The sequence below is a fragment of the Lysinibacillus sp. NPDC097162 genome, assembly GCF_044762185.1.
Classification (GTDB): Bacteria; Bacillota; Bacilli; order Bacillales_A; family Planococcaceae; genus Lysinibacillus.
The window spans coordinates 2,267,857-2,294,612 of record NZ_JBIWDT010000001.1; the positions used below are offsets into that span (position 1 = coordinate 2,267,857).

The 26,756-nt window shown below is 38.4% G+C and carries 31 protein-coding genes; 2 read left to right on the top strand and 29 right to left on the bottom strand.

All coding sequences use genetic code 11. From position 1 onward, the window contains the following. Window positions 1–31 precede the first annotated feature (31 nt). The 12 genes from ACIQXW_RS11585 to ACIQXW_RS11640 form a co-directional block, all read right to left on the bottom strand. Complete coding sequence (locus ACIQXW_RS11585) at window positions 32–2,284, bottom strand: DNA internalization-related competence protein ComEC/Rec2 (RefSeq protein WP_402762217.1); 2,253 nt, start codon at window positions 2,282–2,284, stop codon at window positions 32–34. A 35-nt stretch (window positions 2,285–2,319) separates the two neighbouring features. Beyond that, window positions 2,320–2,889, bottom strand: a complete 570-nt coding sequence (locus ACIQXW_RS11590) for a ComE operon protein 2 (protein ID WP_340823543.1) — start codon at window positions 2,887–2,889, stop codon at window positions 2,320–2,322. 120 nt (window positions 2,890–3,009) lie between these two features. After that, window positions 3,010–3,648 (bottom strand): helix-hairpin-helix domain-containing protein, encoded by a 639-nt coding sequence (locus ACIQXW_RS11595; protein ID WP_340823541.1) that lies wholly within the window; start codon window positions 3,646–3,648, stop codon window positions 3,010–3,012. Between the two features lie 196 nt (window positions 3,649–3,844). Then, window positions 3,845–4,585, bottom strand: a complete 741-nt coding sequence (locus tag ACIQXW_RS11600; protein ID WP_402762221.1) for a class I SAM-dependent DNA methyltransferase — start codon at window positions 4,583–4,585, stop codon at window positions 3,845–3,847. Next, window positions 4,586–4,930, bottom strand: coding sequence for a ribosome silencing factor (gene rsfS / locus ACIQXW_RS11605; protein WP_340823538.1), 345 nt, complete (start codon window positions 4,928–4,930; stop codon window positions 4,586–4,588). It abuts the gene before it with no gap. Further along, window positions 4,927–5,499 carry a bis(5'-nucleosyl)-tetraphosphatase (symmetrical) YqeK gene (gene yqeK, locus ACIQXW_RS11610; protein WP_340823537.1) on the bottom strand — a complete coding sequence of 191 codons (573 nt, stop codon included), beginning with the start codon at window positions 5,497–5,499 and terminating at the stop codon, window positions 4,927–4,929. Before yqeK ends, rsfS begins: the two co-directional genes overlap by 4 nt. Further along, window positions 5,468–6,058 carry a nicotinate-nucleotide adenylyltransferase gene (locus ACIQXW_RS11615; RefSeq protein WP_340823536.1) on the bottom strand — a complete coding sequence of 197 codons (591 nt, stop codon included), beginning with the start codon at window positions 6,056–6,058 and terminating at the stop codon, window positions 5,468–5,470. The genes yqeK and ACIQXW_RS11615 overlap by 32 nt, the downstream gene beginning before the upstream one ends. Window positions 6,059–6,067: 9 nt before the next feature. Next, the gene (yhbY, locus tag ACIQXW_RS11620; RefSeq protein WP_139860444.1) at window positions 6,068–6,370 is read right to left on the bottom strand and encodes a ribosome assembly RNA-binding protein YhbY; all 303 of its coding nucleotides are present in this window, start codon (window positions 6,368–6,370) and stop codon (window positions 6,068–6,070) included. A gap of 5 nt (window positions 6,371–6,375) precedes the next feature. Continuing rightward, complete coding sequence (gene aroE / locus ACIQXW_RS11625) at window positions 6,376–7,206, bottom strand: shikimate dehydrogenase (RefSeq protein ID WP_401017931.1); 831 nt, start codon at window positions 7,204–7,206, stop codon at window positions 6,376–6,378. A gap of 32 nt (window positions 7,207–7,238) precedes the next feature. Next, complete coding sequence (gene yqeH, locus ACIQXW_RS11630; RefSeq protein WP_401017933.1) at window positions 7,239–8,342, bottom strand: ribosome biogenesis GTPase YqeH; 1,104 nt, start codon at window positions 8,340–8,342, stop codon at window positions 7,239–7,241. Beyond that, the gene (locus ACIQXW_RS11635) at window positions 8,339–8,860 is read right to left on the bottom strand and encodes a YqeG family HAD IIIA-type phosphatase (protein WP_172772137.1); all 522 of its coding nucleotides are present in this window, start codon (window positions 8,858–8,860) and stop codon (window positions 8,339–8,341) included. Before ACIQXW_RS11635 ends, yqeH begins: the two co-directional genes overlap by 4 nt. Before the next feature lie 36 nt (window positions 8,861–8,896). Further along, window positions 8,897–9,679: a phosphatidylserine decarboxylase gene (locus ACIQXW_RS11640; protein ID WP_340823531.1), complete on the bottom strand. Its 783-nt coding sequence runs from the start codon at window positions 9,677–9,679 to the stop codon at window positions 8,897–8,899. Window positions 9,680–9,815: 136 nt separating this feature from the next. On the opposite strand from ACIQXW_RS11640, the gene pssA reads away from it, so the two are divergent. Next, a complete protein-coding gene (pssA, locus tag ACIQXW_RS11645) occupies window positions 9,816–10,316 on the top strand; it encodes a CDP-diacylglycerol--serine O-phosphatidyltransferase (protein ID WP_173477657.1) in 501 nt (166 codons plus the stop codon). Between the two features lie 87 nt (window positions 10,317–10,403). Then, window positions 10,404–11,111, top strand: a complete 708-nt coding sequence (sigK, locus tag ACIQXW_RS11650; protein WP_340823529.1) for an RNA polymerase sporulation sigma factor SigK — start codon at window positions 10,404–10,406, stop codon at window positions 11,109–11,111. Between the two features lie 364 nt (window positions 11,112–11,475). On the opposite strand, the gene mtnN is transcribed toward sigK, so the two are convergent. From mtnN to ruvX, 17 genes are all read right to left on the bottom strand, one after another. Continuing rightward, window positions 11,476–12,168, bottom strand: coding sequence for a 5'-methylthioadenosine/S-adenosylhomocysteine nucleosidase (gene mtnN / locus ACIQXW_RS11655; RefSeq protein WP_401009199.1), 693 nt, complete (start codon window positions 12,166–12,168; stop codon window positions 11,476–11,478). A 202-nt stretch (window positions 12,169–12,370) separates the two neighbouring features. After that, complete coding sequence (locus ACIQXW_RS11660) at window positions 12,371–13,015, bottom strand: YrrS family protein (protein ID WP_340823526.1); 645 nt, start codon at window positions 13,013–13,015, stop codon at window positions 12,371–12,373. Window positions 13,016–13,121: 106 nt separating this feature from the next. Beyond that, entirely contained in the window at window positions 13,122–13,610 is a 489-nt protein-coding gene (greA, locus tag ACIQXW_RS11665; protein ID WP_340823525.1) for a transcription elongation factor GreA, read from the bottom strand. Between the two features lie 187 nt (window positions 13,611–13,797). After that, complete coding sequence (gene udk, locus ACIQXW_RS11670) at window positions 13,798–14,436, bottom strand: uridine kinase (protein ID WP_402762230.1); 639 nt, start codon at window positions 14,434–14,436, stop codon at window positions 13,798–13,800. Continuing rightward, entirely contained in the window at window positions 14,436–15,716 is a 1,281-nt protein-coding gene (locus ACIQXW_RS11675) for a peptidase U32 family protein (protein WP_401017942.1), read from the bottom strand. Before ACIQXW_RS11675 ends, udk begins: the two co-directional genes overlap by 1 nt. A gap of 14 nt (window positions 15,717–15,730) precedes the next feature. Next, entirely contained in the window at window positions 15,731–16,663 is a 933-nt protein-coding gene (locus tag ACIQXW_RS11680) for a peptidase U32 family protein (protein ID WP_340823520.1), read from the bottom strand. Window positions 16,664–16,668: 5 nt separating this feature from the next. Further along, entirely contained in the window at window positions 16,669–17,301 is a 633-nt protein-coding gene (locus ACIQXW_RS11685; protein WP_340823519.1) for an O-methyltransferase, read from the bottom strand. A 275-nt stretch (window positions 17,302–17,576) separates the two neighbouring features. Continuing rightward, complete coding sequence (gene mltG / locus ACIQXW_RS11690; RefSeq protein WP_340823518.1) at window positions 17,577–18,704, bottom strand: endolytic transglycosylase MltG; 1,128 nt, start codon at window positions 18,702–18,704, stop codon at window positions 17,577–17,579. A gap of 130 nt (window positions 18,705–18,834) precedes the next feature. Next, on the bottom strand, window positions 18,835–20,022 hold the full coding sequence (locus tag ACIQXW_RS11695) for an acyl-CoA dehydrogenase family protein (RefSeq protein ID WP_402762235.1): 1,188 nt from the start codon (window positions 20,020–20,022) through the stop codon (window positions 18,835–18,837). Next, window positions 20,022–21,365, bottom strand: coding sequence for an LLM class flavin-dependent oxidoreductase (locus ACIQXW_RS11700; RefSeq protein WP_402762238.1), 1,344 nt, complete (start codon window positions 21,363–21,365; stop codon window positions 20,022–20,024). The genes ACIQXW_RS11695 and ACIQXW_RS11700 overlap by 1 nt, the downstream gene beginning before the upstream one ends. A gap of 18 nt (window positions 21,366–21,383) precedes the next feature. Further along, on the bottom strand, window positions 21,384–22,220 hold the full coding sequence (locus tag ACIQXW_RS11705; protein WP_402762241.1) for a MetQ/NlpA family ABC transporter substrate-binding protein: 837 nt from the start codon (window positions 22,218–22,220) through the stop codon (window positions 21,384–21,386). A gap of 13 nt (window positions 22,221–22,233) precedes the next feature. Continuing rightward, window positions 22,234–22,887 (bottom strand): methionine ABC transporter permease, encoded by a 654-nt coding sequence (locus ACIQXW_RS11710; RefSeq protein WP_340823510.1) that lies wholly within the window; start codon window positions 22,885–22,887, stop codon window positions 22,234–22,236. Further along, window positions 22,829–23,908 carry a methionine ABC transporter ATP-binding protein gene (locus tag ACIQXW_RS11715; protein WP_402762245.1) on the bottom strand — a complete coding sequence of 360 codons (1,080 nt, stop codon included), beginning with the start codon at window positions 23,906–23,908 and terminating at the stop codon, window positions 22,829–22,831. Before ACIQXW_RS11715 ends, ACIQXW_RS11710 begins: the two co-directional genes overlap by 59 nt. A 52-nt stretch (window positions 23,909–23,960) precedes the next feature. Continuing rightward, on the bottom strand, window positions 23,961–24,767 hold the full coding sequence (locus ACIQXW_RS11720; RefSeq protein ID WP_402762248.1) for a MetQ/NlpA family ABC transporter substrate-binding protein: 807 nt from the start codon (window positions 24,765–24,767) through the stop codon (window positions 23,961–23,963). Window positions 24,768–25,332: 565 nt separating this feature from the next. Continuing rightward, window positions 25,333–25,860 carry a DUF1292 domain-containing protein gene (locus tag ACIQXW_RS11725; RefSeq protein WP_340823506.1) on the bottom strand — a complete coding sequence of 176 codons (528 nt, stop codon included), beginning with the start codon at window positions 25,858–25,860 and terminating at the stop codon, window positions 25,333–25,335. A gap of 152 nt (window positions 25,861–26,012) precedes the next feature. Further along, window positions 26,013–26,321, bottom strand: a complete 309-nt coding sequence (locus tag ACIQXW_RS11730; protein WP_401017958.1) for a DUF1292 domain-containing protein — start codon at window positions 26,319–26,321, stop codon at window positions 26,013–26,015. 17 nt (window positions 26,322–26,338) lie between these two features. Continuing rightward, entirely contained in the window at window positions 26,339–26,755 is a 417-nt protein-coding gene (gene ruvX, locus ACIQXW_RS11735; protein ID WP_402762251.1) for a Holliday junction resolvase RuvX, read from the bottom strand. Between the last annotated feature and the right edge of the window lies 1 nt (window position 26,756).

Consider the following 26,756-nt stretch of genomic DNA (forward strand, 5'->3'; position numbering starts at 1 on the left):
CTACCTCTTATACCAATGGAAAAGACCTTGTTCAGTTTCGGACAAGGTCTTTTTCTGTTCGAACAATCCATTTATCACGATAAATAGTGACTTCGATTGTCCCATCTATGCTGGTCGTTTTTGTCGCTAATCGGCGCTTCTTAAAACGCTCAACTACAATATCATGTGGATGCTGGTAGCGATTATTACGTCCTGCACTAAAAACCGTTAATGTAGGCTGTAGAAGCTCCACAAATGGCTCTATACTGGATGTTTTACTACCATGATGACCTGCTTTTAACAGCGTAATGTTTGCTAGCTGTTGGCCATATAGCTTTATCAGCTCGCGTTCTCCAGCTTCTTCTAAATCACCAGTTAACAATGCACGAAACGATTGCTGCTGTATAAATAATACAAGGGAATCGTTATTGCCTTCATAAAGCGTATCGCGGGGATATAAATAGTGAAAACTTGTAGAACCTACATGCCATGACGTACCTTCCATCTTTTCCTTCACAGGTACTTTTTGTTTCGTTGCTTCCACCAATAAATCTTGCATCGCAGGTGTATTTAATGAGCCTGGTGTTACATGAATTTCACGCATCGTTATTTCCTCAAGCACTTCCTCTGCTCCCTCTACATGGTCGGCATCAGGATGCGTCAAAATCAAAATATCCACCTCCCGAATACCTTTTCCTTTTAAGAACGGTACAACAACCTGTCTACCAACCTCATAGGGGCTGTTTGAGAGCTTCCAAGGCTCTTGCCTAAACCGAAGTACGCCTCCTGCATCAACCACGTATACGGCCCTTCTAAACGGTAATTCAATGATGGTACAATCACCCTGACCTACATTCAAAAACGTAATCTTTGTTTCCTTATATAAAATAGGCGCAAGATGTATACTAAGAGCAGGAATAAGAAGGACAATGGCAACTTTGGTATAGTGCTTTGCTTCTAAAAAATATAAACTAATAAGCACGCTGACAAAAGCGATGCATACTAGCCAGAAGGCAGGTTTCCCAGGCGACCAAAGTTGCAATGGCAAGGCTTGTAAAAACAGGATTGCCTCCGTTAGCCAATGACGCATTGGCTCATATACTTCAAATAATAGCTTTGCTAAAGGCGTCGAGAGGAATGTAGCGATAAGCATCAAAATATTTATTGGTAGAATTATAAATGAGAATAATGGTACAAAAATAATATTTACTAAAAACGAAGATATGGATAGTTCATAAAAATGATACAGTAATAGCGGATAAACAAGTAGTTGGCATACAAACGTGATTAAAAATGATTTTTGTAACCAATTCCTGTTCTGAAATATCCCCCACGAGTATATAAGACTAGCTGTTGCTAAATAGGATAGTTGAAAACCAATTTGAAAAATAACACCTGGCTCTAGTAAGACAAAGCTAATAAAGCTGATGGCTAGTGCATCATCAACTGACATATGCCACCTCGTAAAGCGCAATAACATGCTCAGTTCCACAACAGAAACTGCACGGATTACTGAAGGTGCTCCACCAGCTACTACACCATAAACAGGTAACATGATGAGTAAGACGATTATGGCCATTTCTTTGCGAATCCCCAAACGTAATAACCCCTCATAAAACAACCATGATACAAGCGCTACATGTAAGCCGGAGATGGCAAATAAATGTGTAATACCAAGCTTTTGATATGCTCGTTGGAGCTCATCATCCATTTGATCTCGAAAACCAATAAGCAGCGCCTGTGCCTCTGTAATAAGCGATGGTGGAAAGAAAGTCTCAATATGCTTTTTTAAGTGAAATCTATACTTAGCAAGAACAGAGCTAATTGTTTTTTTCTCCGACATCAACGACCAACTCTTCACCTCAAATATGCCCCTTGCACCTTTGCTCACTAAATATTTCTCAAAAGAAAAAGTGTAAGTATGTGCAGGTGGATTTGGCGCTACAATTTCTCCTTGCACGACATAGGTAAAGCCAGTAATTGATGTAGTTTCATAAAAATGCTTTTCTAGCTCTGAGGATAACGTATACGTGACATAAAGTTTTTCGCCTGTTTCCGTTCTCGCAAAACCACTAAGCCGTTGTCCGTTAATTTTATAATCGCTCGTCCATGTTAATTGAAAAGTTGACGGTAAAGGGGAAGGTTCCGTCAATCGAAAAGTTGTAATAAAGAAGAAGGAAAGAAGTCCAGCACCTACTACGAGTGCGGAGATGAAAAAAGTTTCACCTTTTAAAGTAAGCCAAGTTACTACGATAAGTAAACTAGCAAGTAGCCAAGCTGACTTGTGTGCTGCTAATGAGGCCACAAGTACAGCAAGTGCTACATATATCCATTTATGCTTTATAGTATTTTGCCAAATAATGCACTCACCTTCTGTTCATAAGGGAGTAATTTTTCAGCAGGCACACCACTTTCACGTAGCTCATTAAGCATATCTATGTACAAAGCCAATTTTTCATTTCTTAAAAAGTCTATTTTGCGTTCATCAAAAGGTACATGCAATACCTCTACGCCTGCTTTTTCAAATAATTCTTGCGCATATGAATTGTTTTTATAGTCCGTTGCATAATAAATTCGCTCAATTCCTGCTTGAATAATTGATTTTGTACATGGTAGACAAGGGAAATGTGTAACATAAAGGTCTGCTCCTTTTGTCGGCGTTCCGTATTTTGCGCATTGTAGGAGTGCATTCATCTCTGCATGCACTGTACGTACACAATGATTATCAACGACATAGCAACCTTCTTCAATACAATGTTCATCACCTGTAATCGAACCGTTATATCCTCCTGCTATAATACGCTTATCACGTACGACCGTCGCTCCGACTGCCAGCCTTGTACAAGTACTACGTAACGCGAGTAAATGGCTTTGTGCCATGAAAAATTGATCCCAAGTAATACGCTCCATATGACTACCTCCAAAATTTACTATCATTGTTTATGGACTGTGCATCATTGTCCCAGTCACTTTTCTACTATAGTGTAGCCCTTTTCGAAAAGGGTCGTCAACTTGATACTATATAGCCAATTAGTTGACAGTAATTGAATCTTTAAGCATTTCAAAAGTTTTTTCGCCGATTCCAGTCACTTTTTTTATATCTTCTATTGTTTGAAAGCGTCCGTTTTCCTCACGATACGCAATAATGCTCTGTGCCTTTGACGGGCCAATACCTGCTAATGTTGTCAGTTCCGTATTATCTGCCTTATTAACATTCACCTTATTATTTGTTGACGTTTGGCTTCCAGCTGCAAAGGTGGCATTATTGAAACTGACCATCACTTCATCAAGCTGCTCACCTTTTACTGGTATATAAATAACCATTTCATCTTGCAACTTTTGGGCATGATTAATAAGACGTGTATCCGCATCTTCGCTATAACCGCCAGCAAGCTGTATAGCATCCATAATTCGTTGGTCAGGATTTAACTCATAAACACCTGGGTGTAAGACAGCGCCCTTTATATCTATAAACACCTGCTGTAAGACCGCTTCTTCTGCAGGTTCTGTTATTGCTAATTGTTCTGTAGGTTGGATTGTTTCGATGAGCTCTTCTTGGGGAGGTGAAGAGTCAAAACTCGAAAAAAAGAAGTAACAAAGTCCACCGATACCAAGTATGCTGGGGAGCAACATACTTTTTCTATACTTTTGCCATAAAGATTGGATCATACAAACCATCCTTTCTATGCAAAAGGCAATCATATGGAGTTAATTTCATCATATACTATCATTCTCGTATTGAAAAGTTGATTGATGCTATATTTCAAAAAGTGAATTGTTCTTGCCCTATGTGTCCAAAAAGTTATATTTAAGTAAAAAAAAGTTCGGTATTATACCGAACTTTTTTGAGTCACTTTTTTCTTTTTTATTTCACTGCACGAATAAAAATGCGTTCGCTTTCGTATTCAGGTGCTTCATCTGTAAAATCTGCTGTAACTTCTACATCTGTAAAGCCAATTTCACGAAGCCATGTCATATATTGCTCAATTGGGAATGTGCGCTGGAAATGCTCCTCATCAAAACGTTCGTACAAATTACTCGCTACTTCTCGTACAAAAAACGTCATTTGATGAACAACAGAATGTTCATAATCGCCAGGCTCTGTATGCCATACATAGCTAATATCTCCATCATCATACGTAAATGGTCCGTCTAAAAAAATCTCATCCATTTTAAATAATGAATGGACATCAAAAAACAGTTGACCACCTTCACGTAAAGCATAGAAAATACGTTCTAGCGTCGAATAAACATCTGGTTGTTCCACAACATAGTTAAGCGAATCAATTGCAATCGTTACAACATCCAGTGCCTCAAAGCCTTCTAATTCATGCATCGACATACAGAAAAGCGGTACTTGTAGACCTGCATCTGTAAAACGCTCTGCCGCTATAGCAAGCATATCTTCTGACAAATCGATGCCACTTACACTATAGCCAGTATTGGCTAACATAAGGCCAAGAACACCGGTCCCACAGCCAATATCTAAAAGCCTCGGGAAATGTTTGCTCGGTGCATGTTGCTCAATCCATTCCACATAGCTATTATATGGAATATCAGTTTGGAGCTCATCGTATACATGAGCAAAACGTTCGTAGCTACTCACTTACGCCTCTGGTACGTCTAATTGCGGTGCATCGCCCCATAGACGCTCTAAGTTATAGTAAGCACGCTCATCCTTATGGAATACGTGTGCTACAACATCCCCTAGGTCTACTAAAATCCATCGTGCGCCATCGAAACCTTCCACGCGACGAATTTCATGTCCTTCTTTGACTGCTACATCTTGTAATTCACGTGCAATCGCTTGTACTTGGCGATCTGAGTTCCCGTGTGCAATGATGAAGTAATCTGCTAATAGTGAAATACCTTGCATATTTAAAACGACAATATCCTCACCATGTTTGTCGTCGATTGCTTTGTAAGCTGCTTGTAATAAAGTTGAAGTCATCCTTCACTTTCCTCTCTTTTCATCATATCGTTGTAACATGCTATAGATAATGGGTAAATTGCCTGCTTTGAATCAATTAAAAACGCTAATGTATGGCGTATACAGGCACTCATTGCCTTATCCAAATTTTTTTGAGCTTTTTTTCGCAGGCGTTCAACACCTTCAAAATTTCGATTTGGTTCAATCATATCTGCGACAAAAAGTATTTTTTCTAAACGACTCATTGCTACACGTCCTGTTGTATGAAAACGGATAGCATTTAATATATCTTCATCCGTAATGCCAAATTCACTTTCAGCAATATATGCCCCAACTGGACCATGTAGTAATTCACTGCCCCAGCCAATCAGCTGTTGATCTAATTTTTCGTCTTGAACGATGCGCTCCATCCATTCGACATCTGCATACTTTGCAATGTCATGGAGAATGGCTGCTGTTTCAGCTTTCTTCTCGTTCTCACCATAGATTTTTGCTAACGCGATGGCTGTTTCCATTACACCTAGTGTATGGATATAACGCTTTTCAGGCATACGTGGTTTAATCGCTGCTAAATACTGTTCGCGTTCCATAAAGACCTTCCTCTCGTATAAACGTCTCTACCGCTTCTGGCAGTAAAAAGGTTACCGTTCTACCAGTGGCAAGGCGTTCACGAATCAGTGTAGACGATAAATCGATTTGCGGTACTTCCACCATCAATACAGGATACTCCGTACGCGCTTCAGTACTTGGACGCTTTACGCCGACGAATTGAACGAGCTTCACTAGCTCATCAATGCGATACCACGTATGGAGTGAATCAATCATATCCCCACCAATGATAAAGTAAAATTTTACAGTCGGCTCTCTTTCACATAATGCAGCAAGTGTGTTATATGAATAGGATACGCCTCCCTTATCAACCTCATACGACTCCACACGAAAATGCTGATATGGTTGAATAGCACGTTCAACCATTTCTAATCGCTTCGCATCACTCGCATCATGAGGAGCTTGTTTATGAGGTGGTAATGCATTCGGCAAAAAACGTACCTCATCTAATTCCAATGCATGAAATACTTCGTTTGCCATCATTAGGTGTCCAATATGTGGTGGATTAAACGTACCTCCAAGTAAACCGACCTTCTTCATCGTTTCACCTTATTTCGCTACTTTTGGTAACACAATTTTTTTGTTGTTACGTGATTCTTTATATAAAACAACTGTTAATCCGATTAATTGAACAAGCTCAGCATGTGCACCTTTCGCAAGAGCTTCTGCTACTTCTTGTTTGTCATCTTCACAGTTATCTAAAATACGCACTTTAATTAGCTCACGTACTTCTAATGCTTCACGAATTTGCTTTGTCATTTCGTCATTCACGCCGCCTTTTCCTACTTGGAAAATCGGTGTTAAATGATGTGCTTCTGCACGTAAAAAACGCTTTTGTTTACCTGTTAACATAAAAATTATTGTCCTCCTAATTGCGCCTTCAATCGCGCAATCATTGAATTTGTTTTTGGATATTCGTCGAGCCAGTATTGGAACGCAATCGCACCTTGATGTACGAACATGCCAAGACCAGTTACTACAGTTGCACCTTTTTCCTCAGCCGCTTGTAAAAAAGGCGTCATTAATGGATTATACACAATATCTGCAACAATTGCGCCTTTCATTAGTCGATTCAGTGAAAATGGCATTGAAAAATCACCCGCAACAAGTCCCGCTGACGTCATTTGTACCAAAATGCCATAGTCAGCCAACGTTTCCTCAGCTTGCGCTAATGAAATCGCCCGACCTGTTCCAAGTTCATCGATAATTGCCTGAGCATTGGCAACTGTACGATTGGCAATCGTTAAATTCGTATAGCCTTGTTGTTGCATCGCAAACGCTATGCCACGAGCTGCCCCTCCTGCTCCGATAAGAAGCACTGGCTTTTCTTTATGTGACTTGCCTACAGCCTCTTCCAACGAGCGAACAAAACCAAGCCCATCCGTATTGTATCCTTTTAACTTACCATCTTTTGTACGTACAACCGTATTTACCGCACCCATTTTTTCTGCTAACTCATCTAACTCATCTAAAAAGGGAATGATTGCTGTCTTATGGGGAATAGTAACATTCCAACCACTTGCACCTAATGTTTTAAAACCAGCAACTGCCGCTTCTAACTGATTGGGTGTCACATGTACTGGAATATATGTTGCATCGATTGCCATTTCTTCAAACCAAACATTATGCATGGCTGGTGATTTTGAATGCTCGATTGGATCACCAATTACTGCAAACCACTTCTTCATGTCCTAGTTCCTCTTCTCTACTTTACTAATGATTAAATGAGTGATGGACGAATTGAAACTTGTACACCTTTTGGGGCATAAGCAGCAATAACTACATTAGCATGCTGTACCGTAATCCAACCAAGCCCTGAAAAGACGACATCTGTTTTTGCTTCTTTTATTGAAAACTCATGACGGATTAACTCAGGTAGCTTGTCAATAAAGTTTGCAGTCGGTGGTGCAAGTAATTCGCCCTTATGCTCAGCGTATAAATCATCTGCCTTTTCTAACTTCGTACGGTGGATAGGCAAATCATTTGCCACATGAATTGTGAATGCCGAACGTTCACCTTGAATAAAATCAAAGCGTGCTAGTGCACCAATGAATAATGATTGACCTGGATTTTGCTGATACACTTTCGGCTTAATTTCTTTTTTAGGCATAATATATTTTAATTCACTCGCATCAATGTAATGCGCCATTTGGTGGTGATTAATAATCCCTGGGGTATCATATAATGCACTACCATCATCGAGTGGAATTTCAATCATATCCAATGTAGTTCCTGGGAAATGAGAAGTTGTAATGACTTCCCCTTCACCTGTAGCCTGCTTAATAACGCGGTTAATAAACGTGGACTTCCCAACATTTGTACAACCTACTACGTAAACGTTTTGGCCTTTGCGATACTCGTCAATCGCTTCCATCGCCTCAGTCATTCCTTGTCCTTTATGTGCACTCACTAAAAGCACATCAATTGGTTGTAGGCCGAGTGCTTTTGCTTCACGTTTGAGCCAGTTGATAACCTTTTTAGGTTTCACTGATTTTGGAAGCAAATCAGCTTTATTCGCTACTAATAGCACTGGATTTTTGCCAACAAAGCGATGAAGCCCTGGCAACCAGCTACCATTGAAGTCAAAAATATCAACGATTTTCACGATTAAGCCTTGCTGTGTTCCAAGACCATTTAAAATACGTAGAAAGTCGTCATCTGTTAATGACACAGGTTGAATTTCATTGTAATTTTTCAAACGGAAGCAACGTTGGCAAATAACCACGTCTTTTTCTAATGATGATGGGGGTGCGTACCCTACTGCTGTTTTATCTTCTGTTTGAATTGTCGTACCGCAGCCAATACAATTTGGCATTTCGTTCATTCTTTTTCCTCCCAAGTAATTATTCCTTTTCGTTTTAAATCATTGAACACACGACGCTCAACGAAACGATTAAATTTTGTTACGAGTCCATCTGATTGTGCAACTGGTTTTACTAAAATAGTATGCAGTCCTAAACGATTGGCACCCATTACATCTGTTAGTAGTTGGTCTCCTACCATTACTACTTCATTTGGACGTAATCCTAATTGAATTACGGCACTATAAAAGGCATTTCGAAGTGGCTTTTTTGCTTTATGAATATACGGAATATTAAGCGGATCAGCAAAATGCTTTACACGCGCCTCTTTATTATTCGACGCGATGATAACGCGAATACCCGATTCCTTCATAATACGTAGCCAAATAATAAGCTCTTCCGTTGCATCTGCACGGTCCCATTCCACAAGCGTATTATCTAAATCTGTAATAATCCCTTTAATGCCTAATTCTTGAAGCTTTTCTGGTGTAATTTCAAAAATGCTTGTCACAAATTCATCTGGTAATAAAAAATTATACAAAATAGCGACCCCTAATCTAAACGTATTATTCGACCATTATAGCATATTTGCAAAGGCTTCACCCATGCGAATTGGACTTCCTTGCACAACATTGTCCGTAAATGTAATAGTATCTTTTTCAAATAGCATGACCACTGTCGAACCAAATGAAAAATAACCGACTTCCTCACCTTTTTCCCAATGTACTGTTGTATTTGTCAGCACAATGGAGTTGACAAAGGTAGCACCAACTTTAATAAATGCTATCTGCTGGTCATTTGCTACTTTTAACTCCGTTACAAGACGATAGTTATGAGAAATTGGTTTTTTACCATATGTGAGGCCAAGCTGATTGACAGGGAAAGACGTTTGTCCAAGTGTATATTGTCTTAATACAGTGCCATCAATCGGGCTATGGATTCGATGATAATCAGCAGGACTTAAATAAAATACTATATAATGTCCATCGGCATATTGTGCAGCGCGATCATTATTACCTAGTAAATCCTGTAAGGAATAAGGCTTGCCTTTCACAAGGAAAGTCATATCCCATTCAATGCGCCCAAATGATTCCACTTTTGCATCTACTGGACTCGTATAAACGAAAGGACTTTGATCGATTGGTCGTGCATCCGTTAAAAGTTCCCTTGTAAAAAAATCATGTAAACTTGAAAATTGTTGTTGTTTTTTTGAAACTTCTTTAAGGTTAATATCGTATATTTTCATATAGCTTGGAATTATTCGCTTACTCCACTTCGCTTTAGCAATAGTTTGTAAAAGCTGGGAAGATTGTTTGCCATTCGTTAATTCTATTAAGCGTTGGTAAAGTTTCTCTTTCATAAAGCAAAACCCCTATCGATTAAATTAGACTGTCAATTTTTTCGCATCCGAAGTATAATGGTACAATATCTTAAGTGCAAAGGAGTGATCCGCCTTGTTTTTTTATCACAAGTTGGTGGATACGACGGTTAAGAAAATGAAATCGCACGCAGCAAACTTCATAACAATTAGTAATATGTCCTTTGGTGGCGCGGCCATAATGGCCACTTTACATGAATATTATAGCTATAGTGTCTTGTTTATCTTTATTGCTGCTCTTCTCGATCGCTATGATGGGAAAGTGGCACGTGCACTCGGACAGGTGTCCGAGTTAGGTAAGCAATTAGATTCTATGAGTGATATTATATCATTTGGTGTAGCCCCTGCATTATTAATGTATGAAGTTGTCCTAGTTGATTTTGGTTTCGCGGGCATGATGATGACCGTTCTTTATATCGTCTGCGGTGCGATGCGATTAGCTCGCTTCAACATTAGTGAAGCAAACGGTTATTTCACAGGACTACCGATTACAGCGGCTGGGACGCTATTAACATTAACGTATTTTGCATCTAATACGTTCCACCCAGCTTTTTATCTTTTCCTACTTCCCATTTTAGCTTTACTAATGATTAGTACATTCACGTTAAAAAAAGTGTAACAGCGCAATTGCTGTTGCACTTTTTTTCATTGAACGCCTTTTCTTAACATATACTGTCGAAAAATGGGGAAAGGATGAAATCATTCAATGAGCGGAATTTTTACTTCTATGTTGCAGTTATGGTTTGAAATTCCTGCGTTATTCGGTTATTTAAAAGGGCAAACATTCCATAAACCCTTTTCTAAAGAAGAGGAAGCTGCTTGTATTGAACGATTTTTAGGTGGAGATGAGCAAGCGCGTCTTGATTTAATCGAGCGCAATATGCGACTTGTTGCACATGTCGTAAAAAAATTCCATCCAAAGCACGAGCAACTTGATGACTATATTTCCATCGGTACAATCGGTCTAATGAAAGCCGTCGAAAGTTATACCCCTGATAAAAAGACGCGCCTTGCTACGTACGCAGCGCGCTGTATTGAAAATGAAATTTTAATGCACTTACGAACACAGAAAAAAGTACAAAAGGATGTATCCCTGTTTGAACCAATCGGTACAGACAAAGATGGGAACGCACTGCAAATTCGCGATTTACTACAATGCGATGAAGAAAGTGCGACAGAAAAATTAGAACATAAAGAGCATGTTGCTCAGTTGTATCATTATTTGCATATGCTTGATGAACGAGAGCTTGAAATTGTCACACTCCGCTATGGATTAAATCAACACGACGCACTTACCCAAAAAGAAATCGCTGCCCGCTTGAGCATTTCTCGTAGTTATGTATCTCGCATAGAAAAGCGAGCACTCATTAAACTCTATCAATTTTACAAAAGAGATCAAAAGTCTATTGAGTAATTTATTGTAATGTGTTATTCATAAAAATTCAATCAAGAATATTACCACTTGTTTTCAAAAATTACATTGAAGAGCTTATTTTCATTTAGCAGTTACTTGTTCCATATAAAAAGCTCCTTTAGGCTCAACAGCCACAAAGGAGCTTTCTATACAGTATTAATGAGTCGTTTCAGTAAGATCGGCCGAAATAAGCGTGCCGATTAACATCGTAATGATGACGACACCTGCTGTTAAAAATAGCATAATGAATACCTCCCCTCTAACTATGAAGAGAATTAATTAATGCCATTGTAACATTGAAGATTCATTACGACTGTGATTTTTCTCACTTTTAAACTGTTCATTTTGTCTATTTCATGTAGATTTATAGAGACGAAATTGCCTTTAATACAATTTGTGTAGAGTGTTTAGCGGCTACTGGTAGAAACTCATCAAAGCTGATGTTCGATTCTTTTCCAGCAATATCCGATAATGCACGAATAACAACAAATGGTGTACCGAATTGATAGCACACTTGTGCAACAGCTGCCGCTTCCATTTCAACAGCTTTCATTTGTGGAAAATGCTGACGAACTGCTTCTACACGTACAGGATCATTCATAAAAGCATCACCTGAGCAAATTAGGCCAATACCGTATTGGTGTTCACCTACTGCTTTTACAGCTTCTTCAGCTACTTTCATGAGCTTTGCATCAGATTGGAAAGCAGCAGGCATTCCTGCCATTTGACCAATTTCATAACCGAAGATTGTCACATCGACATCATGATGGCGTACTTCATCAGAAATAACAACTGCTCCTACTTCAAGTGCCTCATCGTAGCCCCCAGCAGAACCCGTATTAATTACTACATCTGGCTTGAATTCATGCAATAAAATTGTTGTAGACATTGCTGCATTGACTTTACCAATACCGCTTTTTAATAATACTACTTCTTTTCCTTCATATGTCCCTGTTGTATACTCACTGCCAGCAATTGTTGTACTTTTAGCATCCTCCAAAGAAGCCCGTAGCAGCTCTACTTCCTCTTCCATTGCACCGATAACTGCGATTTTCATGAATCCATTACTTCCCTTCTACTATTCAACTCTAATTCTGTCTCTGTCTAGTTTGCATCTGCATTTTGATGATCTATATCCAATCAAAATCGAAATTATTCGCCAGACACTTCTCTAACCGATTGTTCCGCTTTCATTAAAGCTAGGAGCGAATCCGTATTTCTTTGACCATCTTTAAAAATAATCAAAACAACAACTTTCGTCAATAGGCACCTTCTAATGTATTCAACTGTTCTAGCTTCACTGGCAGCCAGCCTTCGTTATCGATCCATTCCATACTGACCCGATACTTTTCACTCTTATCTTTCGTAGAAACTGTTGCAATTGCTTTATTTGCACCACCATTATTTTGTAGACGCCAAACAATCATATTATCATTTGTAATACCTGTAACAGCTGTAATCGTAGCGATTTTTTCTGCCCAATCGACAGATTGATCATCATACGATGATACATGCGCTCCTGTTTGCGTTGTAGGCGTTGCTTTCCAGTTTTTATCTGTCACAACACGGTCAACAATCGGATCGTCTGACGTCGTTTCCTCAGCCGTATTTTGTTCTGGCTGTTGTTCTTCCTCTTTAGGCTGTTCTTCGTCTTTAGACGGTTCTTCTTTCCCAGAGACGTCTTCCTCTTTCTGAGGTTCTTTCTCACCTTCATCGTTCTTTTGCTCCTGAACTGGGTCCTCTTTAACTGTTTCTTGTTTGTCATCCTGCCATTTAAACACATACGTTGCCGTTATAACAATCAGTATAATGACAATACCAATTAAAACATTCAACATTTTATCTAGCTTTTTATTGCGAGATGGCTGCAAATGACGACTGCTTCGAGTTTTTCGTTCACTCATGAAGTCTCCCCCTCTCTAGCCAATATTTTATCAAGTTCTACAGCGCTTGCAAAATAAAAACAGCTAGCTTCTCTAATAAAGAAGCTAACTGCTTGTACATCAGTGATTATTTAATTGAAATAATTTTCACTTTCATTTCGCCACCAGGTGTTTGTACAACTACTTCTTCACCTTCTGCTTTTCCAAGTAAGCCTTTTGCAATTGGTGATTCGTTCGAGATTCTGAATTCCATTGGATCTGCCTCTGCTGAACCTACGATTGTATAAGATTCTTTATCAGAAGATGGTTTACCGTTAATAATTTCAACGAATGTAACCGTTTTCCCAAGTGAAACTACACTGTTGTCGGTTTCATCTTCAGAAATAATTACTGCGTTACGAATCATTGATTTTAATGTAGAAATGCGGCCCTCTAAAAAGGCTTGTTCTTCTTTAGCTGAATCGTACTCAGCGTTTTCAGAAAGGTCACCGAAGTCGCGTGCGATTTTAATACGCTCTACGATTTCTTTACGTGTTTCTGTTTCTAATTTCACTAATTCTTCTTCTAATTTTCGTTTACCCTCTGCTGTCATTGGGTACTGTTTTTCATTTGACAAAGTACTTCACTCCTTATTTCATCAATATAAAAACATAAAACTCGACCAAATGCTTTAGAAAGTGCATTTAATCGAATTTTATTATTTTTAATCTCATTTCAAAATACGCTTTGACCTAATAGTATGCATGCGTTACAAAAATATGCTTTGAAATTCATGTAAATATTGTCAATACCACTCTATCTTATTACAATACGTTGTCAGTTTCAAGAATAGTTTTAATTTTCGTTACCATCAAATCAATTGCTACTCCATTTTCCCCACCTTCGGGAATAATAATATCAGCATAACGTTTAGTTGGTTCAATGAACATATTATGCATTGGGCGCACCGCAGATAAATACTGCTCTATAACGGAATCCGTTGTACGTCCACGCTCTTTAATGTCTCGGAGAATACGACGAATAATACGTAAATCTGAATCCGTATCTACAAACAATTTTATGTCCATTAAACTACGTAAGTCCGCATCCTCTAATACTAAAATTCCTTCTAGTATAATAACATCTACTGGCTCAACATGGATAACTTCATCGGCACGTGTATGCTGTACATAGTCATATACAGGCTTCTCGATAGACTGACGCTTTAATAATTTTTTAATATGATCAATTAATAAATCATTATCAAACGCTAGAGGATGGTCATAATTCGTTCCTAAACGTTCTTCAAATGTTAAATGACTTTGATCTTTGTAGTAATAGTCTTGCTCAATTACAACAACAGAATGCTCACGGAAAACATCATAAATAGCACGTGTCACACTCGTTTTACCTGAGCATGAACCACCAGCGATTCCGATGACAACTGGACGCTTGATTGCCATTAATTATTCTCCTTTCGCATCATGTTATGCGGTTGAAGCAACGTATCACATTTAAATTTAACAATTTGTAATGGATGACGTGCCGCATCTAAGCTATTGCCGTCCTCATCCCAGATTTCTCCCATTGTAATGCTGAAGTTTTCGATTTCTGGACCGAAAAATTCAACTTCATCACCGGGTTTAAAATAGTTACGTTGTTGCATTGTAACGATTTTCGTCTCTGGATCATGATTTAAAATAAGGCCTGCAAATTCGTATGTTGTTTTACGGCCATGAACGCCAAACATTTGCTCCTCGTGTCCTGGTGCATCATGGAAAAATGCCTCAGCTGTATCACGGTTTGCACATTTATCTAATTCTTCTAGCCATTCACGTTTAATTTTAAAATTCTCTGGATCAGCACAGTAAGCATCAATCACTTTACGATACACAGAAACAACTGTAGCCACATAGTGAATTGATTTCATACGACCTTCTACTTTTAATGAATCAATACCAAGCTCAATCATATGCGGAATCGCTTCAATTAACTTTAAATCTTTCGGACTCATCGCAAATGGTGCATGGTTATCATCGAAAAGTGCTTTTTCCTCACCGTCTTCTAGCTCGTATAGGTCATAGTCCCAACGACAAGATTGGCAGCAGCCACCACGATTGGAGTCTCGCGCTGTCATATGATTTGATAGTACACAACGACCCGAATATGCGATACACATCGCCCCATGAACGAATGCTTCAATTTCGATGTCGACTTTTTCTTTCATTAGCTTCATCTCTTCGCCGCCAACTTCACGCGCTAACACTACTCGATGTAAGCCTTCTTCTTTCCAGTACTGCACAGCTTTCCAATTGGATAGTGACTGTTGTGTAGAAAGATGAATTTCAAGCTTCGGCGCAGCAGTTCGACATGTTTCGATAATTAGTGGGTCCGCTACAATAATGCCGGTAACTCCTGCAGATTCAATATCCTTCAAGTACTGCTCTAAACCATCCATATTTTCGTTATGAGCGAAAATATTTGTTGTTACGTAAATTTTTGCGCCGTATTGATTAGCGAACTCTACACCTTCACGCATATCATCGATAGAAAAATTATCTGCGTTTGAACGAAGACCGAATTCACGACCACCAATAAATACTGCGTCTGCACCATAATGGACAGCTACTTTTAGTTTTTCTAAGCTACCTGCAGGGGCAAGTAGTTCAGGTTTTTTTGTAATGACGCGCTTGCCGTTAACAACTTCACGAATTTTGTCATTTTGTTCTAATGCCAATGCCATATTCTTGCCACCTCCTAGTACACTGTTTCTTTGAAGATAAAGCCAGTATCGAGTGGTCGAATAGCAGGCTGGATATCTTCAATTTTAGCCAGTAAATCATCCTTAATATCGTCATATGCGTCTTCAGATTCGTCAAAATATGTGTCAATTGCTTGACGATATGCTTCCGTTACTGTGACAACATATTCTGGCGAGTGTAAAACACCTTCGATTTTAAATGCATCGATGCCTGCTTCAAATAACTCGCCAAGCTCATCGATAATGCACATATCGTTTGGACTAAAAATATGCGTACCGTTGTTATCCTCATAAATTGGATATTTATTGTTACGTTCATCATCGTGTAGGAACATATTACGGTTTTCCTGACGATTTTCTATTGCCATTATTTTATCTTGATAAAGGAAATAATGACCTAGTAAAGGACGTTTTGATTGGAACATACAAGTCATACCGTGCACTTGCACTTCAACTTCTACTTCCGCGTTTTCCTTAATTTCTAGTACTTCATCTAGCGAAAGCTCACGTGCAAGAACAGCTCTTGTTGCACCACGTTTACCCCAATAATTTGCAGTAAACCAGTTTGTCGCTGTTGTTTCAGGATTCCAATGCAACGGAATTGTAACACCTTGCTCACGACGCACAATAATAACAGCAGGGTCGCCGTAAATTAAGCGATCTACACCTATACGTTGCATTTCTTTTAAGTATTCACCTAGTGCATCTAGTTTTTCGTTATGAAATAGCGCATTCACTGCAACATAAACCTTTTTGCCTGCTTCGTGAATTAGCTTCGTTGCTTCTTCAACTTCGCTCACAGAGAATTCTCCTGCAAGACGAAGACCAAATTGTTGTTCTCCAATGACAAAAGCATCTGCTCCAGCTGTTAAAAGTGCTTTTACATGGTCCACTGATTGCGGTGTGACAAGCAATTCAGGTTTTTTCATAGTCGTCACCTCTTCAAACATAATAATAAGCCATCCCCGACTGGTAAAAATGCACTTGTATATTCAGGATGGTGCATTATCCAATCAGTGAAATTTTTTAAATTTCGAATCATTGTCCGCTTGCGACGTGGCACGTCCTTTAAGTCCAAATCCGACAATCCGTGCATATACATATTATCGATATACAAGACTCCTCCTGATTTTACAAGTGGGGCATATTTCTCGAAAAACCGTTGATATTGTCCCTTCGCTGCATCAATAAAAATTGCATCGAAAGTTGTATGAATTGCCTCATCGTCTACCTCTAAGGCATCTCCCTCAATTACCGTAATACGGTTTGAAACAGATGAACGTGCAATATAATCTCTCGCTCGAGCTACACGCTCTTCATCGCGTTCAATCGTCACAATTTGCACATTTGGCAAAGCATCTGCCATACGGATTGCTGAGTAACCAATTGCCGTGCCAATTTCTAATATTTTTGACGGATTTTGAATACGAAGTAACTGATTAAGCGCATCTATCCCAGCTAGTTGCATAATCGGTACATGATTTTCTTCCGCATATGCTTCCATTTCTAAAAGCAACTCATTACGTGGTTGAATAAAGGATTGTATATATGCATCCGATAATTCCATTGTAAAATTCACCCTCATTTAAAAGGAAACGAGCACATTCCCGTTGTCCAAACTTCATCATCACTTTGCTACAAAAAGAAAAAGACCAAACGTGATGTCTTGGTACTTTGCCATACAAAAATGAGCAATTGTTTGTCTATAAGCACGAAACAATTGCCACCACGTATTAATTGATTAAAAATCACAATTTATAATAGCACGAAAATAGAAGGAAAGCTATTTTTCTTTCCTTCTATTCATTTTATTGAGTTACATTCGTTTTTATTTACTAGAAACTACTCTGCTTGACGTAAATATTTTTCTACCTTTTGCAAATGCTCATCATAAGTTTTTGAGAAGTGGTTGACACCTTCTTTATCTGCTAGGAAATAGAAATAATCTGTTTTGCTCGGATTTAACGCTGCTTCAATCGAAGTTTTTCCAGCACCTGCAATTGGACCTGGCGGCAACCCTTTATTTTTGTAAGTATTATAAGCATTTTCTACTTCTAAATCTTCATATAAAACGCGGTCTTTATGTGAGCCAAGTGCATATAAAACAGTTGGGTCAGTTTGTAGAGGCATGCCTTCCTCAATACGATTATAGAAGACACTCGCAATTGTTTCACGATCTGTTTGTGCTGTTGCTTCTTCCTCTAATAATGAGGCAAAAGTTAGTAGTTGATGTACTGACATTTGTTTTTCTACTAGAACTTCACTGTAATTTTTCACAACATTATTCATAGCACCAATCATTTCTTCAGCGATTGCTTCTAACGAAGGTTTCTCTTCAAAATATGAATATGTTGCAGGATATAAATAACCTTCTAAATCATAGCGAATATTGTCTGCTAATACCGCATCTGTAATAAGCTCTGGATAGTTGGCCATCATTTTTTGAACAAATGCTTCGCTTGTCACTAAATCCATAAACTCTTTTTGTGTGTAAGGCGTTTTCTTTTCAACGATTTTACCTATCTGATCAAGTGTTAAACCTTCAGGAATCGTCATCGTAAAGACAGGCTCACGATATACCTTCCCTGTTTTTAAGCTCTCAATTAGCTCGTCCAATGTCATGGATTGTGTTAAATCATAATTTCCTGCTTGGAATTGGGATTCATTTTTAAATTTTGCATAGTATTTAAAAACTTTTGCATCTTTAATAATGCCCTTTTTCTCTAGTAAAGCCGAAATCGAGCTTAAACTTGAACCAATTGGTACTTCAACAGCAATTGTTTTTGTTGCATCTGGATCAACCGGTTTTAAAGCACTTTTTACGTAGTTGTAACCCATCAAACCTATAATCCCAAATACTAATACAAATGTAATGGCTATAATAGCTACTATTTTTCTCACAATTTTTACCTCAGTCTTTTTTTCCTGCATTTTTGAAAACATTTCTTGTTTTTTAGAACCGTTATCCACGGGTTTCCCCCCTATCACTATCCAATATCATACTAGAAATCAACTTTTACGACAAACAGAAATGGACAAATCAGGTGAAATTGCACACATAAAAAAATCTGCTAACACATTCTTTAGCAGATTTGATACTTTATAATTGCAAGGCTCCTTGCTTTTCTTCTACTAACAAGCCTTGTGCTAACTGAGAAATGACCACATCATCAGCTGGTGGATTAAAGCGGCTACATTGGACGTCTCGAAATAGACGTTGCAATTTATTAGATTTCGACAAACTGCGACCTCCAACGATTTGCATCGCCTTTGTCACAATGTCAATGGCATGATGGCAAATAACATACTTAGCTATACTAACATCAGGCGCTAGGTGCTCCTTCAATGCCGGTTGCTGTTCTACTTGTGCAGCAATGCTATATAGTGTTCTGCGTGCTGTTTGATACAACACCTCTATTTCCCCAATCTTTTGTTGCACATGACTAGCATGGGCGATCGTATTTTCCAAACTATAGGAATACGTATTTTTCGCAAATTCGATTACATAATCTCTAGCTGCTCCTGCAATCCCTAAATATACAGCAGGAATTTCTAACGAATAAACCCGCCCATCTGCTAAAAACCGATTTACTTCATTCGGACGATGACGATATAATAATGCGTCATCCTGTACAAAGGTATCATGAAATATAATATCATGACTGCCTGTCGCACGCATGCCCATAGCATCCCATGTATTAACAACTTCTACTTGTTCATTTTTCTCAATGAGAAATTCAGCAGTTAGATTTTCATCTTCTACATAGGCGATAATAGTAAATTGCTTTAAAATTGGCGCTAATGAAGCAAACGCCTTTTCACCAGAAATAATATACCCACCCGAAACCTTTTTAGCTGTCGTTCCTGGCATACTACCACGTGAAATATTGCCCTTTCCTCGTTCACTATTAATAATATTTAATAGCGATCCTTCCTCTACTGCCTTACGACTCAATTCTGCAAATACATGCTCAGGCCACGCCTTTGCCTCTCGGACATTTAAAAAAGTTAACAAATGCCAACCAACGGCTAAAGCAGTTGACCCATCTCCTTTAGCAAGCTGTTCTTGCACTAATAGCATTTCATAGAGTGAGATTTCATCCCCACCGTATTTCTTAGGTACAGTCAATCGGAAATAACCTGCATCCTCTAAAATTTTAAAATGTTCGAATGGAAACGCACCACTTTCATCATAAATAGCAGCCGTTTCTTCAATTTGTTCAGCAAGTTTGCGCGCATATTGAACAAGGTGTTGCTCTCGCTCATTTCGAATAAATATATCACTCATCACTGGATCACCTTACTTTTGACAAATCGATTTTGTGGTTTTTTCAACCCTAAATGCTCACGTAATGTTGATCCCGTATAATCTTCACGATAGATTCCACGTTCCTGCAAAATTGGTACCACTTTTTCCACAAAGCTTTCTAAATCACGCGGTAACAACGGGAATTGAAGCATAAATCCATCCGCTGCCTTCTCCGTTAACCAACGTTCCATCTCATCAGCAATTTGCACGGCTGTTCCAACAAAAGCATCACGTCTTGCTGGACCAAAAAGACGGGCATATAAATCGCCGACTTTTAAATTTTCTTTTTTAATAATATCTAAATGCTCATCAAAATGACTTTGTATACTGTTAACGACTGGAAAATCAACTTCAATCGCAGGTGTATCAAGTGAATACTTCGAAAAATCAACATTGCCCATATAACCTGAAACAAACTTCAAGCTCTCATACGGATCTACTAAGGATTGTAACTCATTATATTTACGTATTGCCTCTTCTTCTGTTTCACCAACAATTGGAGATATGCCTTGTAAAACAAGCAATTCGTCCTCAGTGCGACCAAATGGCACTAGTTGTGCCTTTAAATCGCGATAATGCACCTTTGATTTTTCGATATCATCCCAGTGCACAAAAACAACTTCAGCTGTCCGTGCAGCTAATTTTTGCCCTGGCTTAGATGCTCCTGCCTCAACTATGACAGGCTGCCCTTGTATTGAACGCGCAATGTTTAACGGACCCTTCACAGATAAATATTTACCTTTGAATGCTGTTTCATGAACTTTTTGTTGGTCATAAAAAATATTGTTTTCGCGATCATAGATAAATGCGTCATCCTCCCACGAATCCCATAACGACTGGACGACGTCAATAAATTCTTCCGCACGCTCGTAGCGATGATCGTGCTCCCAATGTTTATCACGACTAAAGTTTAGAGCTGTTTCACCTGTTGCGTCTGCCGTTGTTACTAAGTTCCATGCGACACGTCCATTACTTATATGATCGATGGACATTAATTGTCTTGCTAACACATACGGCTCACTATAAGTAGTTGAGGCTGTTGCACCAAGGCCTATTTTTGACGTTGCCGCTGCCAGCGCTGTAATTTGGATTAATGGGTCAAATCGATTTAAAATATGTGGGTGGGAATCGTGATTAATTGCTAAGCTATCCGCAACGAAGGCAATATCAAACTTCCCTTTTTCGGCAAGCTGTGCTGCTTTCTGTAAAGCCTTTATATCGATGCTTGCATCGACCTGCGCTAAAGGATGCTTCCATGCTGCAACATGCATTCCTGCCCCAATTAAATATAAAGCAAGCTTCAATTGTTTTTTCTCTGTCATTTTTCATCATCTCTCCTTTTAATATGAATAAAATGCTTTCCATGTTGCTAATTCATCCATTGACATCTTGACAGGAATATAGTTACCCTTGGAAACCTCAGAGACAAAATCTGCCGTTTCTTTACGCTGATATATTTCAACAATTGCTTTCAATATGTCTTTGTCCTTGTCTTCGGGCTTTGCCACAATAACATTGATAAAAGGCTTCGCTGTTTCATTTTCATGAACAATGGCGTCCTTTAAAAGTAAGCCTGCTTCGACAGCTACCCCGTTATTAATAATCGCAAAATCAGTGTCTTCCATTACACGAGGAGTCGTCGCTCCATCCACAGGCACAATCGTTAAATTTTTAGGGTTATCTTTTATTCGGTCTTCTCCACCACTGCCATCAAAATTATCCGTGACCGTTAACAGGTCGTATTCTTGCAAAAGTAACAATGCTCGCCCCCAGTTGGAAGGATCATTTGGCACAGCAATTTTAGCACCATCTTTTATATCTTCTATTCGATTGTATTTGTTCGAATAAAGACCGATAGGCGCCATAATCGTTGTACCAATCGCCTGTAAATCTGTACCGTTATTCGTATTAAACAAATTTAAGTAAGCTACGTGCTGAAAGGCATTGATATCAACTTCTCCCTCTGCCAATGCTTGATTGGGATCATATTGTGCCGAAAATGTCACAAGTTCTAATTGGATATCTTCCTTTGCAGCTTGCTCTTTAATATATTCCCACGTCTTTATTTCCGAACTACGAATGCCGACCTTCACAACATCTTTTCCTTCTGATTTTGAACATGCTACAAGTAAAAATAATAATGAAATGAGTCCTATTAGATAATGTATTTTCTTCATGGCCAGCTCTCCTTTATGCTACTCTTCTTAACTTTCTTTCTATCGTATTGCCGATACTCTGGATAATTTGAACAAGTATTACTAAAATAACGACTGTTACTAAAATGGTAACATTATCAAAACGTTGATAGCCGTAAGTAATGGCTACATCCCCAAGACCGCCTCCACCTACTGCACCTGCCATTGCCGTTGCACCAATCAGTCCAATTGTTGCTGTCGTAACACTTAAAATTAATGATGGGAAGGCTTCAGGTAGTAAAAACTTATGAATAATTTGAAATGGAGAAGCCCCCATTGCTTTGGCAGCTTCAATAATGCCTTCATCTACTTCAAGAAGAGAGTTTTCAATTAATCTTGAAATATATGGTCCAATATGCAAGACTAACGGAACGATAGCAGCTGTTGTGCCAATAGCTGTTCCAACAAGTAAACGTGTAAATGGAATGATGGCAACTAATAAAATAATGAACGGAATGGATCGAAATGTATTTACAATCGGATTTACAATCGAGAAGATGATATTACTTTCAAGAATGTGCCCTTTTCGTGTAACAACTAAAACAACACCTAATATAAATCCTAAAATAGCGCCAAAAAATAATGAAATACTAACCATGTACAGCGTATCCAGCACTGCGTCGATAATAATTTGCGTGCTCACCTTCATGTGCAACAACCTCCTCTATATGAATATTTTTGCTTTGAATATATAAAAATGCCTTCTGAATTTCAGTTGCTGTACCAACTAGCTCTACAATTAAATGTCCGAATGGTATGCCTTGAAGCTCCGTAATATTGCCGAATAAAACATTAACATCGACAGCGAATTTTTTAGCTACTTGTGATACAACGGGCTGGCCTACATCCACCCCGATAAACTTGATATTATAAATACGCTTCGTTCCATCGATTACCTTGAGTTGATCGTAAATAGATTGAGGAATTTCGTTTCGCACAACAGATTGCACAAAGTTTTTCGTCGTTTCTTCCTTTGGTGCAGAAAAAATGTGTAATACATTGTCTTGTTCAATAATTTTCCCGTTTTCCATTACTGCTACTCGATTACAAATATCACGAATGACTTCCATTTCATGTGTAATCATTAAAATCGTAATGCCATACTCGATATTGACACGCTTTAGTAACGCTAATATTGATTTTGTCGTTTGCGGATCAAGAGCAGAAGTCGCCTCATCACATAATAGAATCGTTGGCTTTGTTATTAGAGCTCTCGCAATACCTACTCGTTGCTTTTGTCCACCTGATAATTCATCAATATAACGGTGCGCCTTATCTTCTAAGCCGACAAAAGTTAAGACCTCTTGAACTTGCGCTGATATTTTCGATTTTTTAGCCCCACTTAACACTAACGGCATCGCCACATTATCGAAAACCGTTTTTGAATGAAGAAGATTGAAGTGTTGAAAAATCATGCCGATATTTTTCTTTTCCTCACGTAATTGTCTTTTGCTTAATTTTGTCAAATTTTTCCCATTCACAAGTACTTGGCCAGATGTCGGCTCCTCTAGTAAATTCACAGTCCGAATTAAAGTACTTTTTCCAGCACCACTAAACCCAATCACGCCAAAAATATCTCCTTTTTGAACAGTTAAATTAATGTGATCTAACGCCTTTACAGTCGATTGCCCAACATGGAATTCCTTCGTCGTATCAATAAATTCAATCATCCACTTACCCCCTATTCACTTAAGTTCGAGCTATTAAAATTCACTTTAAAAACTAAAATACTGGTACGACAGCTCCCTTATATTGGTCTTCAAAAAACTTACGAGCCTTTTCACTAGTCAGCCACTTCACAACTTTTTGAATAGCAGCATCTTCCTGTTTTTCTTTCGTCGTTGCGATAATATTGACATATGGAGAATCTGATCCTTCCATAATGAGTGCATCCTCAAGTGGGTTATAGCCACCTTCTAAAGCGTAATTCGTATTGATAGCAGATGCATCTACATCATCTAAGGAGCGAACTAACAGCAATGAATCGACACCGATAAATTGAATGTTCTTTTCATTTTTTGTAATATCCTCAACTGTGTAATCATTTTTCTTTGCATCGTCTAATTCGATAAGGTGATTATTTTTAAACAATAATAGTGCACGCGAAAAATTGACAACGTCATTTGGTACAGCTACTTTTGCATTTTGTGGTAAGTCTTTAATATCGTTAATCGTTTTTGAATAAACACCAAATGGCTCTATATGAATTCCTTTGACACTTACTAAATCTAAATTACTTTCTTTGTTCGTCTGTTCTAAAAAAGGGATATGCTGAAAATAATTGAAATCAAGTTCACCATCTGCTGTTTGTTGATTAGTTTGTACTGCATCTTTTAATATTGAAATATTTAGTTTCACACCATCTTTTGCAAGATCATCTGCTAAATACTCTAAAACTTCCGCATGTGGTACACTCGCTGCTCCTACTTTTAATGTCACTGTTTCGTCTTTTTTTGCCTGCCCTGAATCTGCACAGCCCGCTAATACAATAAATAATGTGCTGATAAGCAATAACCATATTTTTTTCATATCATATCCTCCTTAATTTATTAATTTACTTGGTTTTATAAGCAATAAAAACAGAGAATCATTTGCAATTGAATTGTGCTCTTTAAAAATAAAGTATTTGAAATTTTCTATTTTTATTACAACAAATCTTATCTGTTTACTAGTGATTGGTCAATGCCTTTTTTTCTTATTTTTTCCACATAACTTTAAATAGACCATTTCCCACAAAGTGTTTTCCCTTATTTACGTACTTAAATCGCTATTTCTTCTCTAAAATGCAAAATAGTCATTATCAGATAGAATACTTTTAAGGTTCATATAGAAATTTTCTATTAGACCAATCGTTGTATACTAATCAAGCTTTCTAAATCGTGAAATCAACTTCGATTTCCGCAGCCATATTATAAACCGAAACACTAATCGCTGATAAAACTCCAATATCGCCGATAGCGCACGACGTAAGCCACAGGAGTCTTCGTTGACTAGTGAATTGTTTGCGTGCCTGGCACTTTGTAAAGACAGTAAAAAAGCATACTCGAAGTCGTACTTCGAGTATGCCTTGACTTTTAACTATCGTTCGTTCTTTTTATAAATCATTTAAAACATCTTCTACAAATTCCCATTCTTCATCCGTTTCGATAGGTAATAAATCCTCAATCGATCCATCTGCTCCAGGTACATACTGCGCAGCGAAAATATCTCGCTCCTCTATTGGCTCATCTGAGACAGCTACATAAAGCACGTAAGATTTACCAAATTGGTCTGAGGCGAATGTATGAATCACCTCGCACACTTGATCCGTACCATCTTCATTCGTTACCGTAATAAGCTGTGGCTCTTCTTGGAATTCATCAAGAAGCGTTAATACAACTTCATTAATCATTTCCCATTCTGCTTCTGTTTCCACAGGTTGTAAATTGGTCATTTCTCCGTTGTTATCATCATAATCGAATGTCATAGCTGAAATATCACCAGGAATTTCCTGCCCGTTTTCATCGATTAGGGAAAACAGTACATACGATTTTTCCTCTGCATCAAATGTAAAAACAACACGGCATGTTTGCTCTTTGCCATTGTCACCTATTATTATGAATTCTTGTGTTTCCTCGTTCATTTTTATTCCTCCTTACAAAAATTACTTATTGTCTAAGTTTCTATGTGCTCTATCATTACTACCACTTCTTCGGAACAACAAGTTGATGGCGTAAAAAAAGAACAAGGACCGCTTGTGCCATCCTTGTTCCCTACACTCTAAAATGAAAACAATTATTCTTCGTCTTCGTCCTCTAAAGCGTTTAAAACGTCTTCTACCATGTCCCACTCTGCTTCTGTTTCAATCGGTGTTAATTCGCCATCTTCACCGTTTTCAGATGGTACAAATGAAGATACGAAGATTTCTACAGAGCCATCTTCATCTTCTTCAGCGCCTACCATTGAGTAAAATACGTAAGATTTGCCGAACTCAGGAGACTCGTGTACGTGAATCACTTCGCAAAGCTGCTCGTTTCCGCTTTCGTCAATCACTGTAATGTGTTGTACGTGTAATTCTTCTTCATGGTTATGCTCGTGTGCCATGTTTGCCACCTCATTAATTAGTTTTTGCTATCTAAATAGCCTTGTAAAATCATCACAGCCGCCATTTTATCAATGACTTGCTTGCGTTTTTTGCGACTTACGTCCGCTTCGATTAGCATGCGCTCGGCAGCCATCGTCGTTAAACGCTCATCCCAAAGTTTAACCGGCAGTGAAAATGTATCTTCTAATAACTTTTTATAGTTTTCAGAAGCTTCACCACGCGGTCCTACCGTATTATTCATGTTTTTCGGGAACCCTACAACAAATTCAGTAATAGTATATTCCTTCACTAGCTCAGCAATACGGTCGATGCCGAATTCGCTATTTGCTTCATCAATTTTTACGGTTTCAATACCTTGGGCCGTCCAGCCAAGTGCGTCGCTAATTGCAACACCTACTGTTTTCGACCCAACGTCCAATCCCATAATTCTCATT